Source organism: Microbacterium aurum (assembly GCF_016907815.1).
Taxonomy (GTDB): domain Bacteria; phylum Actinomycetota; class Actinomycetes; order Actinomycetales; family Microbacteriaceae; genus Microbacterium; species Microbacterium aurum.
Genome location: NZ_JAFBCQ010000001.1, coordinates 2,109,394 through 2,133,963, shown reverse-complemented (window position 1 = coordinate 2,133,963; position 24,570 = coordinate 2,109,394). Strand labels below are relative to the sequence as shown.

Sequence of the window (24,570 nt, the reverse complement as noted above, 5' to 3'; positions counted from 1 at the left end):
TGAACACGTTCACCTCTGACCGAACGATGTGGAATACACAACAGGGATTGACAAAAGACCGGGTCTACTTCATAAACGGTCATCCGCTCTGCGCTCCGGAGGCCTCCGCAGCCGCCGAGCCCGTTCTTACCAATCCGAACCCGAAAGGAGGTGAATCATGACCCACCACACCGCCAAGCGTCGCTCGTACCGGCGCCGAAATCGGCACGTTTATGTGACGACCATCCGGGGCGACCACAGCCCGGAAGCGATCGCTCTCGTCGTCACCAACATCGCGCTCTCTGGAGCCCAGCGTGAGGTAGAGGCTCGCGCCGACTATCAGGCGCGTCTCGCCCGCGAGCGAGCCCTCGAAGCCCCGCAGTGGCAGACCGCCAGCGAAGGGGCCGGCAATGCCTGACCCCTTCGTCTACACCCGCCTGTACCTGCCGCGACCGCTCGACGGCGCCGCAGTCACGAACCTGCTGGCCCGTTTGGCCGGACCGGACATCCCGCGGCCCCTCGCGTTCGAAGTCCGAGCGGGCGACGACGGCATCCAGTACATCCTGGGCTGCACGCCGACGAGCGTCCATCAGCTCAAGCACCTGTTGCGTGGCTTCGTGCCCAGGATCATTTACGGCAGCGCAACGCGTCACGCGGCTGCATCGGCCGGACGCGTGGAAGCTCGTCAGCAGGGACTCCCGCCCGGCTCCCCCGATCCCGAGATCGTGACTGCCAGCCTGTACTCCGCGCTGGCCTCGCGGAAGCAGGGCGAGACGGTCGCTCTGCAAGTCCTACTTGGACGAGCCCAGGCACCCCGTGCGCTGCGCCAAGGTCATCCGGACCCGCTCCAACCGATTGGGTCCCGACTCTGGCACGGGGTGAAACCGGCCGTCTCCGACACGCGACGCAAGCTCCAAGACCATGCAGGCGAGGCCAGGTTTCAGGTCACACTCCGCATCGGCGTCAATGCCGCAACCCCAGAGCGGCGCGCGGCGCTGGCTCGTGGCCTGTTCGGCAGCCTGCACGGGCTCGCCGCGATCGGCGTGAAGCCGAAACTCATCCGCGAGAGCCTCGACAAGCTCAACCGCGCCGTTTCCTCCGGGACGCGACTCGAACTCACTGCCGCCAACCTGACCGCCCTCCTGGGGTGGCCACTCGGCCAAGCTGACCTTCCCGGCGTCGACCCGCTCCATCCAGTGCGTCTCCCGGTGCCAAAGGCCGTCTCGAACAGAGAAAGCGTCTTCGCCGTCGGGACCGCACCCGGGCCGGAGCGTCTGATAGGGCTGACCGCTCAAGCGCGCACCAGCCACGCGGCGATCCTCGGGCCGACCGGTTCGGGAAAGACCGAGGCCGTCTTGGTGCCCTGGCTTCTCTCCGACGTCCGCGCCGGTCGGCCGGTGTGCTTCGTCGACCCGAAAGGGCAGGGCGTCGAGTACGTCCTCGACCTGCTGACACCCGAGGAAGGCGAACGCGTCGTCTTGTACGACCCGGCAGATCCCGAGGGCACGGCCGGGTTCAACCCGCTCGATGCCCGCGGACGTGACGCGTATGCCGTCGCCGACAGTGTGCTCGCCGTCTTCAAGAGCGTCTTCGCCAGCGGGTGGGGGCCAAGGACGGAGGACATTCTCTATGCCAGCGTGCTGACGCTCGCCATTGACGGACAGCGGCGACCAAGCCCGCACACGCTCCTTGACATCCCGAAGCTCCTCACGGACCCAGCGTTTCGCCGCACAGCCACGCCGGCCGTGGCCAGCGAGCCAGAGATCGCTCGGTTCTGGGCACGCTATGAAGCGCTGAAGCCGGCCCAGCAGGAAAACGAGATCGCTGCGCCGATGAACAAGCTCCGACGCTACCTCATGCGGCGCGGAGCGACCGCCATCCTGGGGCAGGCCGATCCGCCTTTTCGGCTCCGTGACATCTGGCAAGGCGACCAGATCGTGCTGGTCAGCGTCAACGAAGCGTTGGCCGGCACGGAGACCGCACAGCTCATCGGCGGGCTCATCTGCGCCGAGGTCTTCATGTCCGCCCAAGAGCGCGCCAACGAGAAGAACCCGAAGAAGCGACCCGGCTTTGTCTACGTCGACGAGGTGAGGAAGTTCCTCAAGCTCCCTGTGCCCCTTGAAGCGGCCCTTGAGATCTCACGCTCGTACGGCGTCGGCTGGGCGCTGTTCGGACAGGGCTTCTACCAAATGGGCAGCGAGCTCGCCGATGCCATCGAGATCAACACCAAGAGCAAGGTCATCTACGCTACCAGCGCGAAAGAGGCCAACCGAATCGCCAGCTCGAGCCCGGCGCTCTCCGCCGCAGACATTCAGGAGCTGCCCCAGTACGAGATCTACACCACCCTGCTGACGAGCCAAGGGCCGAGCGGCTGGATGTCCGCCCGGACGCTGGAACCACCGCCACGTCTCGGCCACGGCCGCTCCATCAAGACAGAACTCCAGAAGCGACAAGCTGCCGCCGCAGCCGCTCCCCCGAGCGCCGACCCGTTGACAACTGCAGACCCCCCGCCCGCGGTCTCCTCGAGCGCGTCGTCGCCAGTGAAGCGGAGGCGCTCATGACGGCCGTGCGAGCGACTTTCGGAAGTGGGGGAAGTGCGCGAGTCGATGCGCCAGTCGCAGCTCCGTCGTGGTGCACCAATCGGCCAGCTTCCGGCCTCACCCCGCCCATTTGGGATGGGACTCCCGCTCATTCGAGCGGTGCAGGCTCGGCCCAGCAGGCTCAACCTGGAGGTGCCCGATGACCGACACCTGGACGCCCACCAAGGTGCGCTACCTCGAGAGCCTGCTCACTGAACGCGACAGCCAGATCCTCGCCGACCTCGAACGCTTCCGAGCACTCTCAACGCGACTCGTCCAGCGGCTGCACTTCCCAGCCGGACCTCACGGCCTCCACGCCACTGCACCGACCGCAACCCGTCTCGCCAACCGTGTCCTGCTGCGACTCGAAGCCCACGGCTTCATCGCCCGCATCGACCGGCGCGTGGGCGGACCACTGCGAGGCTCCGCTGCCACCGTCTGGCACCTGGCGGCAACTGGCGAACGGCTCGTCCGAGCTCGGCGCGGCGAAGCAGGCAGGCGACGATTCATGACGCCAAGTCGCGACTTTCTCGCTCATACCCTCGCGGTGGCCGAGTTCGCCGTCACCGTCAAGGAGGCAGAGCTGGGCACCGTGCTCGACGTCCTCGAACTCGACACTGAGCCCAGCTGCTGGCGACCGTTCCAGAGCGCGCTCGGCGTGGTGACGCTCAAACCCGACCTGTTCCTGGTCGTGGCCAACTCCGATGTCGAAGCACACGTCTTCGTCGAGATCGACCGCGGCACCGAACACCTGCCCGCCGTGCTCAAGAAGTGCCGCACCTACCAGCAGTACCGGCAGAGCGGCATTGAGCAGGCGAGGAGCAGTGTCTTCCCGGCTGTGCTCTGGATCACTCCAGATGCCGAACGAGCTCGCAAGCTCCGGACCGCGATTCGAAGAGAGACCGACCTTCCGGTCGACCTCTTCAGCATCTGCGCGGAGGCCGACGCACTTCCTGCGCTGCAGAGCTTTCTCTCCATCACTCACTAACTGAAAGGACGACCCCATGTTCATGTGCCCTGACTGCCTCAAGCGGTTCACCACGAAGCGAGCCTGGCTCGACCACATGTACCGCTGCACGGCTCCGAAACGCTGACGCGCTTCCTGAGCCCCATCACCAACTTCACGAAAGGAGGTTCATTTTGACCACTTCAAGACATCAGATTCCCTTCAACTTTGACCCCGTAGTGCCGGCCTCGCTCGACCAGGCCGACACCGCACTTCAGATCCTCGACGACTGGAGCTACGGCGATACGACCGTCGCCGACGAGGGCATCGCGCGGCTCCTCGCCGCGACCCTGCACGACGGCCCAGGCACAGCGCTCGAACGCTTTGCCGCAACCGGAGAACTCGATGCGGAGGCCGCCCTTCGCGAACTCGGCGACGCCTCAGTCCCACCCGAGCGTGAAGGGTGGGTCGATGCGCTCGGCCGCTACATCATCACGAAAGGAGGCCGATCATGAGCGAACACGAACCGCACATGACAGCAGAAGCCCGGCCCTCGCCGGAACGCGCACGCCCTGACTGGCGACGACTTGTCGTTGCCCGAGACCGCTTCCTCACTCCGATCGCAGACGGCATCGCCCAGGCGACCGCTGAAGGTGAGGAGATCGACGAAGGTACCGCTCGCTGCATCGCGCACGCCTTGGGACGCGCCTACGGCCCGGGCAGCGCCCTCGCCACTTTCGGTCGCACCGGAGAAGGCAACTACCTGTCGCTTCGCGACGAGTACCTCGACCTCTACGGCGACGAACAAGCCGACGCGGTGACCAAGGAGATGATCGACTGGCTCGGCACCTACCTCGTGCAGAAGGAGAACACCGGCTCCGGCCGGCGCTTCATGAACGAGCACCTGCCACCTAAGCTCGACCAACTACTGGTGCGTACAAGCGTGCGGGTCGGGGACGGGCGATTCATTGTCAACGTCCCTGCCAGTTGGCACAGCGGCCACGAGGACGAGCTCATCGAGCTCCTCACCACGCTCCAGCTCGACCAAGACGAAGCACTCCAAGCTTTCCTGTCACTTCCTGACGTCAGCGTCGGCACCGACGACATCATGGAGAGCTTCCACGAAGCCTTCGCCGGAACCTTCCAGTCCGAAGAGGCGGCGCTCCGCGCGCTCAGCCCGCTCGAGGACTGGCAGACCAGCCTCGCGGACTGGTGCATCGACAACGGTCTCGAGCCGGAAGCTCTCGACTGGAACTACGAGCCCCTCATGGCCCGACTGCGCGAGGTGTACGACGTCGTCGAAGGGAAGGAGGCACTCCATGTCTTCAACAAGTAGCGATGCTTGGCGCCCGCAGAGCACTCACCACGCTCCTCGACGGGGAGGTCGGACGCTCACAAATCGCCGCATCCGGATATCGCCTGAGCGCCGCAACACGATCGAAGTTCACCACCTCGGTCGAGCGCTCCTGCGCCTCGCGCAAGAGCAGTACGACTCGGACGCGGGGTCAACCGCTGCCCCGCACCCAAGCCCTCCTGAGGCCCCTGAACGGCCACACGAGGCCCCAACGCGTGCGAGAGCGCCCATGGGTGCCACAAGGCCACCGGGCCGCCCAGACGGGCCGGCGGCGTAACTCGCGGCAGCACGATCACCGACATCAGGAGCAACGGAGGTTGCCATGACAAGCGATGACGACCGAAGCAATTTCTACAACGCCCGGGCGACACCGGTGGGCCCGCCCGAAAGCCCCCGGAGCGCCGAAGAGGGGCTGGACTTCGAGGGCCAACAGAGGGTTAATCCGGAGGACCTAAACGGAGGGAACCCACTTATGAGCCCACAAAACCTGGGAATCGCAAGTCCGGAGGCACCCGTCAACTCACTTGACGGGCTCGAACACCTGTTGAACGCGCACACGGGGCGAGCGCCCGAGGGCGGTCACACGGGCCTCGCTCAGGCCGTCGTCTACCTGCGCGTCTCGACCCCGCGGCAGTTGCACACGGCTGCGGACATCGATGAAGACGGCAACAGCATCGCGACCCAGCGTGTGGAGGCATTGCGGAAGGTGCGCGAGCTACGGGCGACGGTCGCGAAGGAGTTCGTTGAGCCTGGCCAGTCAGCACAGACCATCTCAAAGCGCACGGAGTTCAAGAAGCTCCTGCGCTACGTCGATGAGCACCCTCAAGTGAAGTACGTCGTGATCTACATGCGCTCACGCGTCTTCCGAAACTTCACCGATGCAGCAATCACCAAACGCCAACTACTCGAAAAGGGTGTGCGGCTCATCTCGGCCAAGGAAGAGTTCGGCGAGGGCTACATGGCTGACGCGATGGAGGCCATCACCGACATCATGAACGAAGTCCAAGTCCGTATGAACGGCGAGGACGTCAAGGTGAAGATGGCCCACAAAGTCGAGCAGGGCGGCACGGTCGGACGCGCCAAGCTCGGCTACCTCAACGTCCGCAAAGACTTCAACGGCCGACTCGTGAACACGATCGATGTCGACTTCGAGCGGGCGCCGCTCGTCGCGTGGGCCTTCGAGCAATACGCCACCGGGCGATACTCAATCTCCCAAATGACGCACATGCTCGAAGAGCGCGGCCTCACGACACGCCCCTCACCGTCCCGACCTGCTCAGGCAGTGAGCCGCAGCCGCCTCGCGCTCATCCTGCGCAACCCCTACTACACCGGTGTCATCCGCTACAAAGGCAGCCTGTACGTCGGCAGGCACGAGCCCCTCGTCTCCAAGGAGACATTCCTGAAGGTGCAAGAGGTGCTGGACCACCGCAATCGCAAAGGCGACCGCGACATCGTCCACTTCCACTACCTGAAGGGCCTGCTCTACTGCGGGCCGTGCAAAGACGCTGGCCGCACCAGTCGGCTCGTGTACAGCCAGAACGCCGGCAACGGTGGCACGTATGAGTACCTCGTGTGCACGGCTCGCCAACACAAGGAGTGCTCACTGCCGTGGCTTCGCGTCGAACAGATCGAGGGCGAGGTCCTCCCCGTCGTCGCTGCCGAAGCACTGTCTCCGGAAGCGATCGAAGACATCCGCGATGCGGTGAACAAGTCGATCGCGAACATCCTCGCCCAGGACCGCGACGTCAAGGCCCAGCTCACGAAGCAACTCCGCAAGCTCGAAGCGCAAGAAGAGCGACTCATCGAACTCGCGGCGACGGGCTCACTGCCCATCGCCAAGATCCGTGAACGAATCGAGAAGACCACCCTGCAGAAGGAGGCCGTGCTCGAACAGCTCGAGGTGACAGCCGACCGCCTGCAGTACGGAACCGAGACGGCGCTCGCCTACATCGACCTGCTCAGCGACCCCGGCGAGCTCTACAGGCGAGCCTCAGACACCGTGCGTCGCGATTTGCTCACCGCGTACTTCGACAGCATGACCGTGCGGGTCGAAGACAGCCGCGTGCACGTCTCAGGCGAGCGGCGGGCGATTAGCAATCGGCTCCGCGAGGTCGGCGGCGAGATCGCTGTTGCGGAAGGGCAGAACAACCAGGGAAAAACAGAAACTCCCCGCTCGCGAGCGGGGAGTTCAGTTCGTTCCACAGTCAGTTCATTTGACCATGGTTCGAGTAACGTTCGTATGGCTGGGGTACCTGGACTCGAACCAAGAACAACTGAGAGCCGCTTGGCCTGTCCGAGCGAAGCCCCGAATCGGTGGAGTTCCCCGTAATTTCAGGGATCTCATGGGGTTGACTCTACCGCGGGCTACCGACAGCTACGCAGTGATTCGTGCTGATTCGCGCCTCTCGGGAGGGTTTCTGGTCACCAATCTGGTCACCGGTTCTCGACGTCATCGAGCCGCTGGACGGGCACGAATGCGGCGAGCGGTTGGGGATCTCTGGTGAGGTCGTACTGACGCAGCAAGGCGATGTATCGGCGCTTGTCGATGTCCCAGTCGTACGTCTCTGCGATCGCCTCCGCGTCTTGCGCAGCGAGGAACACCAGGTCGGCGAGCAGGCGCGTCGTTCGCCCGTTCCCATCGACGAAGCCGTGGATGCGGACGGTCTCGGCATGCACGGCGATGCCGAGTTCGCGCGCGGTCCAGTCGTCGGTGTGCTCCCACCGGTACCGGATGTTGTCGAGCGATCCGCGGAGCTCGACGGCGATGTGCTCGGGTTCGACGCCGATGTTGAGATCACGCCTTCGGTACCGACCTGCCCACGTCCACAGGTCTCCGTAGAGCTTCTGATGGAGGTCACGGAGGAACGCGTCCGTGAGGATATCGGCGAGCACGAGTCGCCCGTCGGCGATGTCGTCGAGCAACGCGATGCTGACCTCATCGTTGATCGCCTGCTCGGCCTCGTAGAGGTCGATCTTCTTCGGCTCATCGCCGAAGATCTCACGAGCCTGTGGGGTGAGGGCGTCTGCTTCTTCCGGGCCCAACGGCGTTTCGCCGTAGCCGGGCTCAACACCCATCAAACGCGCTGCTTGCGCGCGGCGAGGAAGCGCTCGACCCGTTCAGAGCGAGTGACACCGACCGGCACCGACCTGTTCTCCAACGCAGCCGACGCCCGCGTCGAACGCAGAGCGGCACGATGAAGCGCCTCACGAGTGACGTCCTTGCGCTTCATATGCTCACCTCCGGGAGAACAAGATCGACTTCATTCTATCGTGCCGACTCCCATCTGGTGGGGCACGGTGCACGCCCCGCCCCCAGGCACTTCTCTGACGAGCAGTGGGGCGGAAGCCGACGTACTCCGCGAGAATTGTTCACGATGGCGCGTCCCGACGTGATGTGCCCGTGACGGGAGAAGGAAGATGGCATCCGAGAAGTTCGAGGCACCGGATCTTCAGAAGTTCATCGCCTCGCTGCGGTCCGACGCTGATGACCTGGACGACCTCTGGCGGCGTCCCGAACCACAGCTTCTCCCTGTCCCCTCGGCGGTGCGGGGTTTCCGCATCCGCATCGATCTGCAGCGCACGAAGCCGCCGGTGTGGCGACGTGTCGAGGTGCCTGGCGATATCCTCCTCCCGCGGTTGCACGAGGTGATCCAGGCGGCGATGGGATGGGCCGACAGCCACCTGCACCGCTTCCGCACGAGCAATGACCGCAACGCTCCCGAGTTCCTCACGCAGTTCGACCTTGACGAGGGCGGAGAGGGGGTGCTCGAAGACGACGTACGTCTCGATCAGGTCATCGCCGACGAGGGTGATCGGCTCTGGTACGACTACGACTTCGGCGACGACTGGAAGCACCTCCTGCGCGTCGAGAAGGTGCTCGACGACCCTCCATCGGCGCCGGTGTGCGTCGGTGGGAAGCTTGCCTGTCCGCCAGAGGACTGCGGCGGCGTCTGGGGCTACTCCGAACTCGCCGATTGGGTGCGCAGCGACTACGACGACGCGCTCCGCCCCGAGGTGTTCGAGAACGCGGAGGAAGGGCGCGCATGGTTGCCCGACGGCTGGCATCCCGACGCCTTCGACACGGATGAGACGAACGAGCTGATCACCGCGGTCACCGCGGAGCCGATCCCGGTCGTCGAGGAACTCGAATCTCTGCTCGAACTGGCGCAAAACCGCGGCGCACGCGGCCTGCGCAACGCGCTCGCGCATCCCTCTGCTTCCGGCGCGACCGATGTCAGCACCGACGATGCTGCTGATCTCACCGAGCCGTTCCGTGTGCTCCTCGACGTCGTCGGAGACGGCGTGACGCTTACCGGTTCGGGGTATCTGAAGCCCGCTGTCGTCGAGCAGCTCGCACATCGCACAGGCATCACCGAATGGTGGAACGGCAAGGCCAACCGCGAAGACCTCACCTGGCCCGTCGCGGACCTGCGCGCCACGGCGCGAGCACTGGGGCTCGTGTCGGTGCGCAAAGGCCGCATTGCTCCGACTCAGGCCATCGCAAGACGTAGAGATGACCCGCACGCGATCCTGAGGCACATCACCGGCCGGCTCCCGCTCGGAACAACCCCTGCAGAGCGGCACGCCGGATGGATGGCACTCGCCGTCGTCGCGAACGAGACACCCGCGGAACTGTGGGAAGCGAGCATCAGCGAGCTCCTCTTCGACCTCGGCTGGCGCGACCGTGAGGACCCCTACCGTGTTCCCTCCCCCGACAGCCTCACGCTCGATACACTCAACCTGCTCGCGGGCACGATCCGCGCGAGCTGGAGGCCTAAGGGCGTGAACGCCGCCGTCGCAGCCATCGCCCGGGGCGTCATACGGGCTTGACCGTGTGGTCACCGGATCGGCTGCGGCTGAGCCCGACGAAAGCCGTCACAGGTCGGTCGTACCTGTAGTGGATTCTGTCGGCTCGGACGGCGTGACGGGTGCCGTGCGCCAGCTCCGTTCGGCGGGACTCCAGATGGCTTTGCCGTCGAGCGCGTCCAGCACCGGGTCGACGAAGACAGCAGCGGCAGCAACGGCGTCGGAGAACCGCTCGGGCAGATTCGCGCCCGCCTCGCCAAGCCCCTTCCGGTAAGCGACATAGGTCGAGTTGCGCAACACTGCGAGCCCCTCGGCGGCTTGCGCCAGAGGGATCAACGTGGTCCCGCGGAACCCTGCGGTGGCCGTGAGCGCTTCGCGCAGTGCTCCGCACTGAAGAGCCTGTGTGCCGGTCAAGAGGTGGATGTCCGCGAAGTCACGCACGCGCGTGTTCGCTCGCCCCAGTTCGATCGCGGTGACGAGTTTCTCTGCGAGCACCGTCTCGATCGGGTAGCCCAGGATGCGGATCGGCGGAGCGTCCGGCCGCAGCGATGGCAGCTCAACTGTTCGCGGGGCCGGAGTGACGGGGTCGCCGAAGTTGATGTCGAGCCGCAGCTTGACCTGCGCTGTTGCGAGCTGTGCCGTCATCGTCACCCGCACGCCGGAATACAGCGCGTCGTCACGAATCACCGCAGTGGTGACTGTGTCGGACAGGAACTCCACGCCGTCGTCTGGGTCTTCGATCGCGGCGATCTCGGCCACACGACGGGCCACGGTCTCTTGATCAGAGGCCATATTACGAGCGAGGGCGTCGGCGTCGACCGTGGGACGGCGGGTGCCGAACGAAGCCAGCAACATCCCGCCCTTCAGAATGAAGTCCTCGGCGTACGGTGAGCGCGACATCCGCGACAGCCATCGCTCGACGATGTACATCGTGAGCAGTTCCTGCGTGCCACGCTTCTGGCGGCGAGCCTGGTTCTGCAGGTCGAGGTATGAGCGCCCTGCGGCGCTCTCTCGCGTGGGCCGACTCATCGGGCACTCGCAACATCGAGCGCAGCGCGCATCGGCCCAAACGTCCCAAGCGCCTCCGCGTACTCCAGCAGCAGTGCCGGTTTCGAATTCGGCGCTGCCAGGTATCGGTAAAGCGCGGCGGGCGCGATCGGCTCGCCAAGGCGCTTCCGGAACCGCATGAGATCCACCACCGTCCTCGCCGCGTCGTAGATACGGACCGGCTCCCCCGGCCCCGCCTCGAACGACGTCAACCCGAGTTCGAAAGAGGCTTCGTCGAAGCGGAACACCATCACCGGAGGGTAGGTGATTGCCGGCGTATGCGACCGTTTGGGAACCGCGATCTGTACCGACGCCGGCATCTCATCCGTCAGTTCGTGGATCGCTGCCGCCGAGACGCAGCACACGATGGCGCGAGGAGCGCGGTGCGCCACTGCGATCATGTCGGGGTACGACGCCGGGGGTGCGTCTGCTCGACGGAAGACCCCGCGCGAGAGTTCGATGATCTGCCCGCCATCTCGCCAGGCATACAGATCTCGCGGATGCACACCGTGCGCCCGCGAGGTCTCCGTCGTGAACGTCGACGGGAGCGACTCGTCCAACTCCTTCATGGATACAATCCTTGCACAGCTCACTCAAGTGTGTGCGGTTTTTATCCACCCCTGGTCACACGTTCTTCTTGCGCTGGTCAACAGCTTCCGAATGAAGCCCTCCGCGTATGGATGTCCTGCTCTCCGACCAGCTCTCGTCGCAGCGCTTGAGAGACGAGGGCCTGCCATCGGTCGGACCACATCCGATCCCACCAACGTGATCGAGGCACTGGCATACCAAGATGAATCTGGTGTAGCAGTTGGCAGGATGGGTGAGGGGCATCCGCCGACCCCGACGCTGACGGCGCTCACTGAAACTCCCCACTTCTGCTCATTGAAATTCCCCGCCCTGGGTCGCTCCGTCTCATGAGGCGGGCCTCCCTCGATGCTGGTGGTCTCTGACCACACACCAGCTTCCGAGGGAGGCCCTGTTCCTCAGGCTTTCAGAGAGGAGCAGCGTGGACATCCACGCTCTGAAACGGCAGGGGATGACGATCAGTGAGATCGCTCGTCGCACCGGCCATGACCGCAAGACCATCCGTTCATACCTGAACGGTGACCGTGTCCCCGGGGTTCGCCGTATCCGCGGAGAGCGCCGCGAGCAGCGAGCTTTCGCACCTCGACGGCGGGCACGCCCGCGTCCTCCGCCTCGGCGACGGTCACTACACCGTTGCGGGATGCGGCAATCTCCCACAGATCCTGGCGATAACCCACAGGTTCATCTCGCGACAATACCGTACTGTAAGTGGTACGCAATTGGCCTGCGTACCCAACCATGCTAGCGCTAAGCCCGTACAACGTGTGCTTGCTCTGTAGGTCAATCGTCGTCCGCGGGTATGTCGAGCGTGCCCTCATCCAGTGCTGGGTCTCCGTCAAGTTGAATGCATTCACGCCTTGCTCGTGTAAGGGCGACGTAGACGACGCAGTGCTCGTCCTCGAGCTCGTGCAGCCCGGTGGACAAGAGCGCGCGCTGCGCCCTGGTGAGGATGACGCCAACACGCTCCCACTCACGTCCTTTCGCCTGGAAGACGGTCATGCCGGGAACAACCGAATCCTTGACAAGTCGCGCCGCGAGACGCTCGACTTGTGCGACCCGTTCAGCCTCTGCGGCCGAACCAAGGCGACGCGGCCGAGTGACACCGAGATCCCTGATCGCATTTCGGAGTTCATTGAGCGCGTCAGCAGGTGCTCTCCCCGCGCGCAGCCCGGCGACTATCGGTTGCAGGACTCGATCCTGCTCGGCCAGGAACCGCTCACGATCAAGCCCGAGCCTGGCGATCGCTGCCTCTCGCCCGAACGACGACACTCCGAGACGCCCACGCGTCACGACATCCAACAACAGATTGAGTGCGGCATCAGTCGCATTCTCGATCGTGCGGAACGACAAGGGAAGGATGTTGTCTCCGGCGGACCACAGCGGTCGCCAGGTGCGCGCAAGCGCCACGTCGACCTGCTCACTCGTCCCACTGGGCAGACTCACGGGCTCGCCGTTTCTGAGCGCCCTTGCCAGCTCAGGCATTTGATCGCCAACGAATCTGAAGGACTGCGGCTGCTGGTACTCGACGAACCTCTCCGTCGTCGCCCCTAGGAGACGCTGCACCTCATCCGGTGTTGCGCCGCGCCACTTGTAGAGCGCCTGCCAAGGGTCGCCGATCAATGTCACGTCCAGGCCAGCTTCAGCCGCAAGGTGGGCGACCTTGAGGTCCAAGAAGGCAGCGTCGTACACCTCGTCAATGACGAGCGCGCGGTAGTTCTCCGCCAGCCACGTCGCCGCGAACTCGCTCAGTTCATCGACTTGCATCGCAGACAGCAGAATGTTGCGCACGTCGTCGTGACTGACGATGCCGGCACTGAGCAGCGCGTCATGCGCTGCGACATTTCCGATCCCGGTCGTTGGCCGCTCTACTCGGCGACCGCGGGAGACTACGTTTCGCTGTCCGTCGAGGACAGCGACTCGTAGGAAGTTGCTGGGAGGTGCGAGGAAGCGAAACCCGGCGGTGCCCCGGTAGTCGTCTCGAACGTCGAGTTCGCGCAGGCCAGTCGGCCAGTTGACGAGTCCAGCGTCGAGCAATCGGTGCAGCAGCTCGACATGCAAGTGATCGAAGGTCATCACTCTGTGGGGAGGCGAGATTGCGCCGCCGCCCCATCGCGCACTGATCCGGGCACGCAGCTCAGCAACAGCCGCCCGGTTGAAGCTCAGGCCGAGTACCCCTCGATCGTCACCCGCGAGATGCCGCTGGTATCCGAACCGCTCGGCGGCAATGGTCGTCTTCCCGCTGCCCGGCGCGGACACAATATTGACTAGGCGGTCCTGAGCTGCTGCTGCGAGCGCCTGCTCAGGGGTAAGCCTCACCATCCGTCTGGGTCGGCAGCTTCGTCACTCGGGGACGCCGGAGCCCCGTAGAGCCAGTCGAACATCTCAACTATGTGCAGGGGCACCGCGACGGTTGTAGGACTGGCGTCCATAATTCGGGCGAGCGCGAGCGCGAATTCGCCCTTCGCTCCCGGCTGTGCCCTGAACGCGGCATCGACAGTCTGTGCAGTGATGGGATTCGGCTTCGTCGCTCCCACTTCATCGAACGCTTGGGCCACGATCACCTCGTTGCCTGCTACAAGCGACGGCTCCAGAGTGGGTCTCGACCAGAAGAACCGGGCAGATGCGCTGTCGAGCTGGCCGTGCCAGGCGGGCGGGCGGGGGTCAGGAAGTGGATCGCCTCGGCGGTCGGTGTCCGCGAGAGCGGCGATCTTGGTTACCAACTCGTGGCCGGGGGTCGCAAGCAACCGGATGGGCCATTCACCGACCTTGTGGCCGAGCGGGAGGATTGCAAGCGAATCGACAAATCCGGTTCGGAGCTCGTCGTCTCCGGCCCATGCGTGGCCGAGTATGCGGAGCAAGGTTGCTTCCGTGACTCCTTCGACCACAAGTACTCGGTCTCCGAACAGCGCTGATGAACGTGTCGCGTCGAGGTGGAGACGCGTCTGTTGGAACAGCCGCTTCTTCAGCGCGCTGGGCAAGGGAACATCTGCCATACGTCGGGCAACGCTTGTGCCGTCTGCATCGCGGCGAACGATGACGAGTTCTTCGGGTTCGCAGGCAGCCGCAAGCTCCGGCGAGTGCGTGGTCACGATCACCTGAATGTCGGGGCGCTCTTGCACAAGCTTGCGCAGGTAGCGGATCAGCCCGAACTGCAACTGCGGATGGAGGTGCGCTTCCGGCTCCTCGATGAGCACGGTCGCGTGGAAGAGCTGCGGGTAGAACGAATCGGCGTCCGCGTCGGCCGACGCGTCTGCTGCGGCCAGACGTTCTCGTGCATTGGCAACCGGATCTTGCGGGAGATCGCTCTCGGTCCCGGCGATCTCACTGCCTGGGAGGGGTATCGTGCCCGCGTCCGGGATACCCGCCAGGGTGACGGCAATGTGCAGCAAATTGACGTAGCCGAGGCTTGAAGCCTCCAACCGCTTCGTAGCACCCCGATCTGGAAGTATCGCCAAGAGCAGCTCGAAAACTCGGGCCAGGTATGCGTCGTCTACCTGCTGCGTCCCGACGAAGGCATGATGCGCCTGGACGCCGCCGCTGATCGTCCGAAGATTCTGCGCGATACGGTCCTCGACGTTCCTGACGAGCTGGTGTGAGGTGATCGCGCTGAGCATGGCCGCAGCCTGTCCGCGGAGGGCTCGCAGCCCACCAGTCTCGGGATGGCGTCGCTCATCGGCGCGCAACAGTTCCAGGAGAATTCGCGCATCCCTGCGAGACAAGTCATCGACCGGATTGCGAAGCGCCGGGAGATGAACCAGACGAATGCCCTCGTACTCGCTCGCGGACTCCACTGAACTCCCGGCCCGTACTCGTCCAAGGGATCGTTCGAGAGGCCTGCTCCACTTGGGCGCACCAAGCCCCTGCCGCTTCCTGAACCGACCAAAGGCACCCTCATCGGACTCTTCCGCCTCGTAGGCGTACTCAACCTGCACCGATCGCGGTGGATTTCCGAGTGCGTTTGCGTCGATGGGCGGCAAGCTCGGGAACCGGCGCGGATGCGCGAGCGCGATGCCCTCGTTGATCGTGGTCTTCCCCGCACCGTTTGCTCCGAGGATGAGCGAGAACCGCCCACTCAGCTCGCAAGTAATCGACGCAGCGGCCGACGCACGGTACCCCTCGATCCGAATCCGCTTGAGATGCATTGGCTACTGCTCCACAGCGCCCGGAGCAGGGGTGTGCTCCGCCTTCGTTCCCTCGACCGCCATCCAGGCGATGAGGCGCACGTCATCCAGTGCGATGGGCGGGAGCGGTTCGACTTTCTCGGCGGGCTGGATGCCGAACCCGTCAAGCACCTGGATGATCGCGTCGACAACAGCCTCGGACTTCCCTGGGGTGCGCAGTGCGGCCCGCATCGCCTTCCTCGCCTTGGCTGTAGGCACGGTGTTCAGGCGCTTGATGGTCTGGAGCTGTGCCGCACCAAGATGACCGCCATTGTTGAGGATGACCTCTCGCGCGTCACGGAACGATGCCGGGATCTCGGCGGCGAGGGCGTTCGGGTCGGTGGAGCGCATCCACTCGTCGTGGGCGTCCTCCTGGGCGAGCGCCCATGCCTCGTAGGCGGCGCGGAACGCCTCGTCGGGCAGGGAGCGCGGGCGGTCGGGCTTGCCGGGGTCTGCGGTGACGAGCGAGATCAGGGTGTCGTCGACCACGACTCGGCCGTCCTCATCGGCGATCGGCTGCCAGGCGTCGTCGGCGTTCACGTTGCGGAACCAGATGTGGCCGGTGTCGCCCATCTTCATGCAGAACACGAAGGCGCGGCCGGCGACGGCTGGGTTCACGAATCCGCTGCCGATACCGTAGGGCAGGTCTTCGAGCCGTCCACGGAGCGCCTGGTCAGCGTCGAGCGCGTTGGCGAGCCGTCGCCGGTACTCCTCGCCCGATCCCGCCGCCGAGCCACCGCCCTGGTCGATGAGTTCCTCGATCTCGCCGACGATGGCGTCGGGGTCGTAGTGCTCCTGCGGCGGGTAGTGCGAGACGCCCGGAAGCACCTTGCCCGCACCGATGGCAGCGTCCGCCTGCCGGAGCTTGCGGATCAGGGTCTGCTCCAGCCCGAGGAACTCGTCGAGGTGCTCGGCGGGGAAGAACACGTCGAGTTCGATGGACTTGTGCTGGCTGCCGATGCGGTCAACGCGACCGTGGCGCTGCACGATGCGCATCGGGTTCCACGGCAGGTCGTAGTTGACGATGTGGGCGGCCTGCTGGAGGTTCACGCCTTCGGCGAGCACGTCGGTCGTCAGCAGGATGTCGTAGAGGTCTGCCTCGATGGGAGTGCCATCGTCGCGGAGCTGGCCCGCAGTGCGGGGCGCGAAATTGGCGACCGCCTTCGCGCGAGTGGGCTGGTCAATGCCGCCGCGCTTGCCCGAGGCGAACTCGCCGATCACCGCGGGGGCGACCCGGCCGCGGTACGCCGCGAGTGGCGAGCCGTCAGGCACCGCGTCCAGCGCAGCGACAAGGCGTTCGTGCAGGTCGCGGATCGTGTCAGCGTAAGTGGAGAACACGATGACTTTCCGCCGGTCGCCGCTGGGGGCGTTCGTCACGGCGGGCTTCTCAGCCTCGGCCGCGATCCGCTCCAGCTCGGCGAGCAGTGCCGCCACCTTCGGCTCGCCGTCGTGCGCCGCCGCCTGAGCGAGCGACTGGAGTTGACGCATCAGCACGAGGTCGCGCTCAACATCCGATGCCAGCAGCTCCGCGTCGTACAACGCGGCAGGCGTGGCCTGATGCTCATCGTCTTCGTCGAGACCGGCGACGATTTCGTCAAGGTCCTCTGACTCGGAGTTCACATAGTCCCGCAGCGCGCCACCGACCAGCACCGTGCCTTTCCCCAACGCCGAGAGGAACGCCTCGTGCGTCTGGATGAGCACACCGAGCGTGCCGGCCAACGCAGTCGGGGAGGATTCGAGGCGCTTGAGTAGCGCGGAGCGCAGCAGCCCCATGTTCGAGACCTCGGTCTTGTTCAGGTCCTCGGTCCTCAGATACCTACTGGGAACGTACCGGGCAAGCAGGAGCCGCCCCAGGTCGCTGCGGCGCACGCTGAACGACGCGACATGCGCCTCATCGTCGGGGATGTCGAGCGCGTAGGTGACCGCATCGACCAACGCCTCACCCGGCGCATCGAGCTGATAGTCCACGCGACGCACGTCGGCGTCGGGGAACTCGACCGGGATCTTCTTGCCGCCCGGCCCGGCGATCGTCTCGCCGCGGTAGTTGTCCTTGACGAACTTCCTGGTGCGCCGCACCGCGACCTGATCCATCAGGTCGAACAGGTGCGCGGGCGTCAGCGCCTCCGGGTCGAGCGCCTGTGCATCGCGGATGTACTTCCGGATCGACGGGATGCCGATGGAGGCGAAGCGCGCATCGTCGCGGATGAAGTACTTGACCAGGGTCTCCAGGTCGATGAGCGAGTTGTTCACCGGCGTAGCGGTCAGCAGCACGACCTTCTTCGGGTGCCGCCCCGCGAGGATGATCCGATCCAGCGCCTCCGAGCGCGCAGCTCCCGCGTTCCGCAGGTTGTGCGCCTCATCCACGATCACCAGCGCAGCGTCCTCGGCACGCTCGTAGAACCCGAGGTGCTCCGGGTGCCCCGGGTCCATGCGGCTGCGAATCTCCTCATAGGAGTGCACCGAGACGCGGCGAGAGATGTCATACCGCTCCAGCACCGGGTCCCACACCGATGCCTTCAGCGCTGCGGGAGCTGCGACAAGCACACGCTGACGCTGCTGCTCGGTGGCCGCTGCGATCACTTCGAGCGCGAGGAAAGTCTTACCAAGACCCACTTCGTCGGCCACCAGCACGCCGCCGATCTCCTCCAACAGCCGCCGCATCCGCTTCACGCCGTCGGCCTGGAACCGGGTCAGCTCGAAGCGCGTCGGACCAGCCTGCTCATCGTCGAGGTGCTCGCCGTAGCGGGCCAGCAACATGCGGAGGAAGACGCTCCACGGGGTGTGCTCGGCCCACAGCGGCTCGTACAGACCCGCCAGGTCGAAGACTTCGGAGTCGGCCCAGCACTCCTCGAACCAGTCGATCACCTGCGGCGTCGACCCGTGCTGCCCAGACGCGCCGACGTTCAGCTCGGCGTTGCGCGTGAGCCCAGCGTAGGTCAGGTTCGACGACCCCGCGAGATACGCGGGATGCGTCGGGTGGTGGCTGATGAATGCTTTGCCGTGCAGGAACCCGCCCGTATAGCGGCGGATCTCCACAATCGGCTCACCGCGCTCGTCGGCGGCACGCAGCCACGCCACGAGCCGCTGCGCCGACTGGGTAGCCCGAAGCTCGAACCCGAGCGCGTCGCGCTCCGCCTTCAGCCAACGCATATGGTCGGTCAGTGCCGCATCGAGTCGCTTCTGGAGCGTCGCGTCGGCATCCACCGGCAGCAGCGGATCGGGCACCGGGTCGGCCCCGAGCAGGATGCGGATGCGCGGCAGCTTCTCCAACTCATCAGCGAGCAACAGGAACCCTGCCGGGTTGATGTAGGCCGTCGCAATCGCGGCGCTCGGCGGCACCGCAAGCGCCTCCCGGTTGACCCGGAACAGCCGACGCACCTCCTCGCGCACCGTCATCGGCGGCGCGATCCGGTTCGTCGCGAAGACGGGAAGCTGGTCGGTCATACCGCGTCCTTCCACTGCTCGTAGTACGCGAGAACCCGTTCCAGTCGCGCGGTGTAGTTCCAGCCTCGGTGGAACGTGGCGAACACATGCTCCACATGCTCCGGCGTCAGCCCATAAAGGAGCGACACGAGCGCGTCGAGTTCCGCAATGAGTTCCGTCTTGGTCGCCTCGTCATTGGCCGTGCCGACCTCGACGCCGACCTCCGTCGCCCACGCTGCGTACCGCGCATCAACGGCGGCGAGTCGGCCAGAGATGTGGACGGCACGGTCAGAGAGCGCGGTGCCAGGTTCATACTTCGGAACCGGCAGATAGTTCAGGATGTTGTACTTCAGGTGCAGTTCAACCCACTTTCGCGCCGTCCAGTCGAACGGGATGCTGCTCATGACGCCCAACAGGAACGCTTCCGCTTGTTTGCTGCCCCGGCGAACGACGATCAGCGGCGCCATCTCGGTGAAGGCAACTCCCGGCGGCATCAGGCAGACGAGCGTCGTCCGGGTATCAGTGGCGCGCGCGATGTCACGGAATGCGATTCTTGCGCGGTCCATCGGAAGCTCGCCATCGGCGAACTTCAGCCCGAAGTAGGCGGAGCGCGCCGACTTGACTCCCTTGGCGAGTTTGGCGGCGAGATGTGTGCGAATTTCGTCAGGGTCGGAGAGGGCATACGGTCTTGCGGCGAAGTCGGGCTCCCAGATATTGAATGCCGCACCGGCGAGCACCCTGATCTGATCAGCCCTCGGCGCATCGACATCGAAGTCGTAGTACTTCTTGTCTGCTGTCGAGTGAAGCTCGGTCGTCGGCCGGAACTCCCAGTCCGGCCGGACCTCGTCAAACCGAGGAGACCGTTTCATTTGCGTGAACACCTCCGCGGACATCGGATCGGGAATCAGCGGGAAGGCCGTAGTCGCCGACCAAGCCGCGAACTCTTCCGCAGTGACTTCCGCGAGCGCGTCAGCCCCGGCGGCGAACTCCGCTTCGCTCGCAAACGGCCCACAGAAGCGAGCAACGTGCTCGCCGCCGCGCTCGACGACGGTAAGCCCGACCGTGTACTGCGGATGCACGTTCGGGAATACCCACTTCTGGTTGTTCAGCAGGAAGCAGACATCGGTGAATGAGCCGTCCGTAAGGATCTCGTTCCGCCACTCGACGAGCGCCGAGCCAGAAAGCGCGCCACGCGGCAGGACATTCGCGGCCCGCCCGCCGTTCCGGATGAGCCGCCAGAAGCGCCACGCGAAAGCCTGGTACAGGTCCGGGTCACCACCCGACCCAATGCCGGGGTACGGCCCTTTCACCAGCACGGCCCGGTATGCGTCCGTCGCAGCGAGCTCACGCACGTACTGCGCCTCCATGTCCGGTCGGTTTGCCCGGAACTCTGTGAGCACCAGCTTCTTTTTTGCTTGCGACATCGACCGGAGGCCGGGAATGCGCAGACCCCACCACTGATGCTCCTCTACTTTCACCTTCTCCCACGGCGGGTTACCGACCAACACGTCGAAGCCCGGCCGCTCTCGGAGAAACACCTCGGGGAAGAGATACGGCATGTGCGCAGGCTGGAGCCGATCGACGGCCTCGCGCACTTCGCGCATTGCCGCGAGGGCAGTGAACTGCTCGGCGTCCCATGCCTCGTCAATGGTCACGCCCAGGCGCTTGGCGACGGCCACATCGAAGATCGCCTTGGCCGGGGCAGCGGCGTCTCGCGCCTTCGCCAGCATCTCCGCGCCCGCCGCGACTTCGGACTTGTCGGCTTCGGATGCGTTCGCGTAGTCGATGAGGAGGTCGCGTGCGGCCGTCAGTGGTTCACGGATGATCTGCTCGAACAGCCCGTCGGCCTTCAGCGCGTCCATCGCCTCGTCGATGGTGCCGATGCCGGTGAGAGAGTTGGCGAGGACGAGTCCGTGGTCGAGGCTCGACATCGGCAGGCCGGGCACGAAGGTGTGGATCCAGAGGGCGAGCTGCGACAGCTCGACGGCGAGCGGGTTGATGTCAAGGCCGTAGATGCAGCGGCGGGCCACCTGGCGGCGAAGGAGCTGGCCGTCGGTGATCGCCTTTGCGCCCTCCGTGTCCTGCCCGAGTGCCTCGCGCGCCTTCTCCGCGAGGCGTGCGAGTTCAGCCCGCACGCCTGGCACCTCGGTGGCGGTGAGGAAGTCGCGCATGCCGCGCTCGATCTTGTCTACGGCGGCGACGAGGAAGTGGGCGGATCCCATCGCCAGGTCGGCGACGCGGAAGTCGAAGAAGGCGTCAGAAGCTTGGCGTTCCTTGCCCTCGTCCATGAGGGTCTTGATCCGGTCGAGGTGGGCCTTCAGCGCGGGCTCGACCGACCGCTCAATGAGGTGATCCACGACGATCTTCGGCGTGTAGTACGAACCGGTCGCCTTGCGCTCCCCCGAGGCGGAGTGGAAGTACGGGCGACCCGCGGGCGCGACGACCTCATCGCCATCCTTCGCGGGAACGTATGCGCCGTTCCGGTCGACGGTGAGGTTCTGCTCGGCGAGCGAGAGGCTGGATTCCAGCAGACCCTCGTAGATGGTGCCGAACTCGCGCACCTGGAGGCTGCGGAAGTCGACCGGCCCCCAGGTCCGGTCGACGGTCTCCTCGCTAAGGAGTTCCTGGAGGGCCGGGCCGATCACGCTGTCGGTGAGCTTGACGCGCGATAGCAGCGCGCCCTCTTCGGTAGCCGGGTCGAACAGGCTGCCGCCGTAGGCGGGCACCTCCCAGCGGGAGTTGCCGTGGAAGATGACCTCCCACACCTGCGCGAGATCCGACCAGATCGCTGCCGACTCAGTGGAGAACTGGTCGGGGCCGGTGCCGATCTCGCGGGTGATGAACGCTTGGAGCGAGTTGGCGTCGTAGTGATCGTTGCGACCCGCGGGCAGCAGCTCGGTCGCCTCCCCGTACGCCTGGAAGAGCAGCCGGAACAGGATGCGCATCGTCAGGCGGTACGCCATCTGAAGACCCTGAGCGTCGAGCGCGAGCCCGAGCGACGGGAGCTGATCGGCGATGGCGAGCGCGACCCGAGGCACCACGCCTTCGTACACACGGTCGCGCAGGCGCGTGCCGAGGTCGGCGGCGTACTTGCCAGAGCCGTCGAGGATCTGCTGCGCGGAGCCGCCCGCGTCGAGCGCCTCGGCGGAGAAGATCAGTGTGAGCAATGCAGCCTGCTCGGGCGCGAGCAGATCGAGATCCAGCTCGAAGTAGGTCTCGGACTGCCCGCGCTGGCCGACGCCGACACCGTCGCGTCCTGGGTAGAGCCGCAGGGTGGACTTGCGCAGCGCGATCACCCACGGCACGTCCTCGCGGCCAGCGATTTCGAGCGCCTTGGCGACGGGTGTGAGCTGGTACGTCGTGGACTTCTGATTGAAGTGCTCGTCGTCACGCAGAAGCACCGCGACGGCGCGGCGTGGGCCGCTGGAGGTGCGCAGGACGAGCAGCCGCTCCGACCCCGCGGGCTCGGTGTCGAACCCGAGCGCGGTGACCAGCTCGATGCCGCGCTTGGGCAGGATCGGCGTCGCCTTCTTGCCCGCCGACTCCCAATCCGGGCGGCGAGGCACATCGCGGTTCAGGTGGTAGGTGGCGAACAGGAAGTGGTTGGAGAAGCCGTCCGTGCCCGCCGAGGACATCGCCTCCTGGATGGCACGAATACGCCCGTGGGCGGCGAGCCCGTTCCCCTCCTCCAGCACAGACTGAAGCTGTCTCTCCGCCTGGCCGACCGTGATGGGGCCGATGGGCGGAGCGTCCGCGGACGGGTAGTGAATCCATACGCCGTCCGGCGTGACGGCTGCGACGATGAAGCCCATCGGAGCACGCGTACCGCGCGACTTCCACAGGTCATCGAGCACGCCCTTCGTCGGCCGCGCGCTCAGGCGGGCGACGCCGACCTGGATCGCTCCTGCCCCAGCGTCATCCCGGCCGAGGACGACGATGGCATCGGCCGCGCCCGCGGGCGCATCCGCCCACGCGACCGTGCTCGACCCGTCAAGCTGCAGTACCGACACGTTCCCTGCTTTCTCCATGCTCACCCCAGGTGCCCTGGAAACCACTCGACTGGCGTCACCGTCGCCACCCGTTCGATAGCGCTTTCGTCCCCGACCAGCAGCACATCGCCGTAGGTCGTCACCCGAAGCATCGCGCCATCCGCGAGCCCCTGCGCGAACGGTGTCTTGCGGCGCTCTCCCGAGTCGACGTCGGCGATCTCGTCGCCCTCGACGGTGTAGAAGTGCGGGGTGAAGAACCCGCGGGCGATGTCGCCCTCCGGGTCGGGGCCGAGGTAGCCAAGCAGCCGCGGTGTGGCCCCGATAAACCCGCCCACGGCCCCGTCGCGGTCGATCCACAGCTCGCGGCCGCGCGGCTCAACGGCAGTCCAGGCACGCACCTTGCCGGCGAAGTCTCCGGTGACCCTGGAACGCACGGACTCCATCGTGTCGGGGTGCACGACGTCGCCCGCACGAGTCATGCGATAGCGCAGCTCGGGGATGGGTCCGACCCAGGTGCCGCCGATGCTCGGGCGGGGCAAGTCGTCTGGCGCGTCGAACGGTTCAGGCTCGGCGACGGTAGGAACCGCCGCTGACGCACTCGACGCGGCCTCCGCGGGATAGCGCCCCGTGCGAAGATCGCTCAGGCGCTCGATCAGCGCGTCGATGCGTCCGGCGATGTGCATGTCGCTGAACTGCACGAATCCGCGCACCACCTTTGCCGTCTCTTCGAGCTGGGTGGTCGTCGGATCGTCGCCGAAGTGGAACCAGGTGTTCCTCGTGGCGAGGATCTTCTTCGCGGCGGTCTGCTTCTGGAACTGTCCGCCGAACACACTCAGATACGGCGAGTCCTGCTCGTGGATGTAGTCGCGGAGGATCACACCGGGGTCTTGCGGCTCGAAGCGGTGGTTGGGCCGCCAGTTCTTCGGGTCCGAGTCCTTCAGCATGCTGATCCGGGCCGCGAACCACTGCGGTCCCAACGATTCCCGCAGCGCGAAGTGGCTCGTGACGTAGAGATCCCACCCGAAAGCCCGCATGAGGGTGAAGTAGCCCTTGATGAGTTCGCCAGGCGTCTCGTCCTCGGGCAGCGCGATGGAAACGTCGACGCCACTCATGCGTTCGGGCCTTCCACCGATTCCTTGCCATAGCCGGTCATGATCGGCACGACGCGCGTGAGCGCGTAGGCCGCGAACAACGCCGTCGGGTCCGCGATAGGCACCTCGATGGCCGGCTCGGTCTTGAAGCGTGTCGCGCTCGGCAGCAGCACGCCATACGCGCCCGTGCGCGTCGCGCCGAGGTCGGCAAGCAGCGCCTGCGCGTCGCCGCCCGCCCACTCGCTGATCTGCGCCCACTCGACCGCCGCGCCGGTTGCTCGCCCGGTCTTCCCATAGCGCAACGCGCGAATGCGCGCGACCAGCTTGTCGCCCACGAGCTTCGGCGAGATCGCCCCGGCGTCCTCCAACCGCTCATAGTCCGACGGGCCAGCGAGCAGCTCGGCGAAGCCGAGCGAGATCTCGTCGCTGTCATCCCAGCGGACCAGCGAGACTTGTGCGCGCAGACCATCGTCGGCCTTGAGATTGGCGAGCACGGCGCGTGCGGGGCGCTCCTGCCTATCGCCGTGCCACTGGCTCGGCGGGACGACCGCGATCGCGTGCTGCCCATCCAGCACCTCGACGCTCACCGGCCCAATCCTGAAGCTGCTCAT

16 protein-coding genes and 2 pseudogenes are annotated in these 24,570 nt (G+C 65.7%); 8 read left to right on the top strand and 10 right to left on the bottom strand.

Going from position 1 to position 24,570, the window contains the following annotated elements; all coding sequences use genetic code 11:
• Positions 1–157: 157 nt before the first annotated feature.
• From JOD60_RS10535 to JOD60_RS10510, 6 genes are all read left to right on the top strand, one after another.
• A complete protein-coding gene (locus tag JOD60_RS10535) occupies positions 158–397 on the top strand; it encodes a hypothetical protein (RefSeq protein WP_076690569.1) in 240 nt (79 codons plus the stop codon).
• Positions 390–2,540, top strand: a complete 2,151-nt coding sequence (locus JOD60_RS10530; RefSeq protein WP_076690568.1) for a type IV secretory system conjugative DNA transfer family protein — start codon at positions 390–392, stop codon at positions 2,538–2,540. The genes JOD60_RS10535 and JOD60_RS10530 overlap by 8 nt, the downstream gene beginning before the upstream one ends.
• Before the next feature lie 205 nt (positions 2,541–2,745).
• The gene (locus JOD60_RS10525) at positions 2,746–3,546 is read left to right on the top strand and encodes a replication-relaxation family protein (protein ID WP_198159157.1); all 801 of its coding nucleotides are present in this window, start codon (positions 2,746–2,748) and stop codon (positions 3,544–3,546) included.
• A gap of 152 nt (positions 3,547–3,698) precedes the next feature.
• On the top strand, positions 3,699–4,019 hold the full coding sequence (locus tag JOD60_RS10520) for a hypothetical protein (protein ID WP_157127932.1): 321 nt from the start codon (positions 3,699–3,701) through the stop codon (positions 4,017–4,019).
• Complete coding sequence (locus tag JOD60_RS10515; protein ID WP_076690565.1) at positions 4,016–4,840, top strand: hypothetical protein; 825 nt, start codon at positions 4,016–4,018, stop codon at positions 4,838–4,840. The genes JOD60_RS10520 and JOD60_RS10515 overlap by 4 nt, the downstream gene beginning before the upstream one ends.
• Positions 4,841–5,180: 340 nt before the next feature.
• Complete coding sequence (locus JOD60_RS10510; RefSeq protein ID WP_084201984.1) at positions 5,181–7,187, top strand: recombinase family protein; 2,007 nt, start codon at positions 5,181–5,183, stop codon at positions 7,185–7,187.
• A 104-nt stretch (positions 7,188–7,291) separates the two neighbouring features.
• Here JOD60_RS10510 and JOD60_RS10505 read toward each other — a convergent pair whose 3' ends face one another.
• Complete coding sequence (locus JOD60_RS10505) at positions 7,292–7,933, bottom strand: Fic family protein (RefSeq protein ID WP_076690564.1); 642 nt, start codon at positions 7,931–7,933, stop codon at positions 7,292–7,294.
• A gap of 342 nt (positions 7,934–8,275) precedes the next feature.
• Between JOD60_RS10505 and JOD60_RS10500 the strand changes: the two genes are divergently transcribed.
• Positions 8,276–9,688 (top strand): plasmid pRiA4b ORF-3 family protein, encoded by a 1,413-nt coding sequence (locus tag JOD60_RS10500; protein WP_076690563.1) that lies wholly within the window; start codon positions 8,276–8,278, stop codon positions 9,686–9,688.
• Between the two features lie 45 nt (positions 9,689–9,733).
• Here the strand turns inward: JOD60_RS10500 and JOD60_RS10495 are convergent, their stop codons facing one another.
• A complete protein-coding gene (locus JOD60_RS10495; protein WP_232321750.1) occupies positions 9,734–10,594 on the bottom strand; it encodes a nucleotidyl transferase AbiEii/AbiGii toxin family protein in 861 nt (286 codons plus the stop codon).
• A 95-nt stretch (positions 10,595–10,689) separates the two neighbouring features.
• Positions 10,690–11,280: a type IV toxin-antitoxin system AbiEi family antitoxin domain-containing protein gene (locus JOD60_RS10490; protein ID WP_076690561.1), complete on the bottom strand. Its 591-nt coding sequence runs from the start codon at positions 11,278–11,280 to the stop codon at positions 10,690–10,692.
• Positions 11,281–11,747: 467 nt separating this feature from the next.
• Between JOD60_RS10490 and JOD60_RS17405 the strand changes: the two are divergent.
• Positions 11,748–11,792: pseudogene (locus JOD60_RS17405) on the top strand (hypothetical protein); the annotation flags it as partial.
• Positions 11,793–11,895: 103 nt separating this feature from the next.
• Here JOD60_RS17405 and JOD60_RS17400 read toward each other — a convergent pair.
• The 7 genes and pseudogenes from JOD60_RS17400 to JOD60_RS10455 form a co-directional block, all read right to left on the bottom strand.
• A pseudogene (locus JOD60_RS17400) lies at positions 11,896–12,036 on the bottom strand (hypothetical protein); the annotation flags it as partial.
• Positions 12,037–12,076: 40 nt separating this feature from the next.
• Complete coding sequence (locus JOD60_RS10480; RefSeq protein WP_076690560.1) at positions 12,077–13,615, bottom strand: UvrD-helicase domain-containing protein; 1,539 nt, start codon at positions 13,613–13,615, stop codon at positions 12,077–12,079.
• Positions 13,609–15,438, bottom strand: a complete 1,830-nt coding sequence (locus tag JOD60_RS10475; RefSeq protein ID WP_084201983.1) for an ATP-dependent nuclease — start codon at positions 15,436–15,438, stop codon at positions 13,609–13,611. Before JOD60_RS10475 ends, JOD60_RS10480 begins: the two co-directional genes overlap by 7 nt.
• Positions 15,439–15,441: 3 nt before the next feature.
• Entirely contained in the window at positions 15,442–18,900 is a 3,459-nt protein-coding gene (locus JOD60_RS10470; RefSeq protein WP_076690558.1) for an SNF2-related protein, read from the bottom strand.
• Positions 18,897–22,889 carry an Eco57I restriction-modification methylase domain-containing protein gene (locus JOD60_RS10465; protein WP_198159156.1) on the bottom strand — a complete coding sequence of 1,331 codons (3,993 nt, stop codon included), beginning with the start codon at positions 22,887–22,889 and terminating at the stop codon, positions 18,897–18,899. The genes JOD60_RS10470 and JOD60_RS10465 overlap by 4 nt, the downstream gene beginning before the upstream one ends.
• A gap of 20 nt (positions 22,890–22,909) precedes the next feature.
• A complete protein-coding gene (locus JOD60_RS10460; RefSeq protein ID WP_076690556.1) occupies positions 22,910–23,980 on the bottom strand; it encodes a hypothetical protein in 1,071 nt (356 codons plus the stop codon).
• Positions 23,977–24,546 (bottom strand): hypothetical protein, encoded by a 570-nt coding sequence (locus JOD60_RS10455; RefSeq protein WP_076690555.1) that lies wholly within the window; start codon positions 24,544–24,546, stop codon positions 23,977–23,979. The genes JOD60_RS10460 and JOD60_RS10455 overlap by 4 nt, the downstream gene beginning before the upstream one ends.
• Positions 24,547–24,570 lie beyond the last annotated feature (24 nt).

Bases quoted from the DNA above. Each gene is read 5' to 3' on its own strand.
- JOD60_RS10475 (WP_084201983.1), bottom strand. From the start codon at position 15,438: ATGCATCTCAAGCGGATTCGGATCGAGGGGTACCGTGCGTCGGCCGCT.
- JOD60_RS10505 (WP_076690564.1), bottom strand. From the start codon at position 7,933: ATGGGTGTTGAGCCCGGCTACGGCGAAACGCCGTTGGGCCCGGAAGAA.
- JOD60_RS10490 (WP_076690561.1), bottom strand. From the start codon at position 11,280: ATGAAGGAGTTGGACGAGTCGCTCCCGTCGACGTTCACGACGGAGACC.
- JOD60_RS10515 (WP_076690565.1), top strand. From the start codon at position 4,016: ATGAGCGAACACGAACCGCACATGACAGCAGAAGCCCGGCCCTCGCCG.
- JOD60_RS10470 (WP_076690558.1), bottom strand. From the start codon at position 18,900: ATGACCGACCAGCTTCCCGTCTTCGCGACGAACCGGATCGCGCCGCCG.
- JOD60_RS10535 (WP_076690569.1), top strand. From the start codon at position 158: ATGACCCACCACACCGCCAAGCGTCGCTCGTACCGGCGCCGAAATCGG.
- JOD60_RS10500 (WP_076690563.1), top strand. From the start codon at position 8,276: ATGGCATCCGAGAAGTTCGAGGCACCGGATCTTCAGAAGTTCATCGCC.
- JOD60_RS10510 (WP_084201984.1), top strand. From the start codon at position 5,181: ATGACAAGCGATGACGACCGAAGCAATTTCTACAACGCCCGGGCGACA.
- JOD60_RS10530 (WP_076690568.1), top strand. From the start codon at position 390: ATGCCTGACCCCTTCGTCTACACCCGCCTGTACCTGCCGCGACCGCTC.
- JOD60_RS10495 (WP_232321750.1), bottom strand. From the start codon at position 10,594: ATGTACATCGTCGAGCGATGGCTGTCGCGGATGTCGCGCTCACCGTAC.
- JOD60_RS10480 (WP_076690560.1), bottom strand. From the start codon at position 13,615: ATGGTGAGGCTTACCCCTGAGCAGGCGCTCGCAGCAGCAGCTCAGGAC.
- JOD60_RS10460 (WP_076690556.1), bottom strand. From the start codon at position 23,980: ATGAGTGGCGTCGACGTTTCCATCGCGCTGCCCGAGGACGAGACGCCT.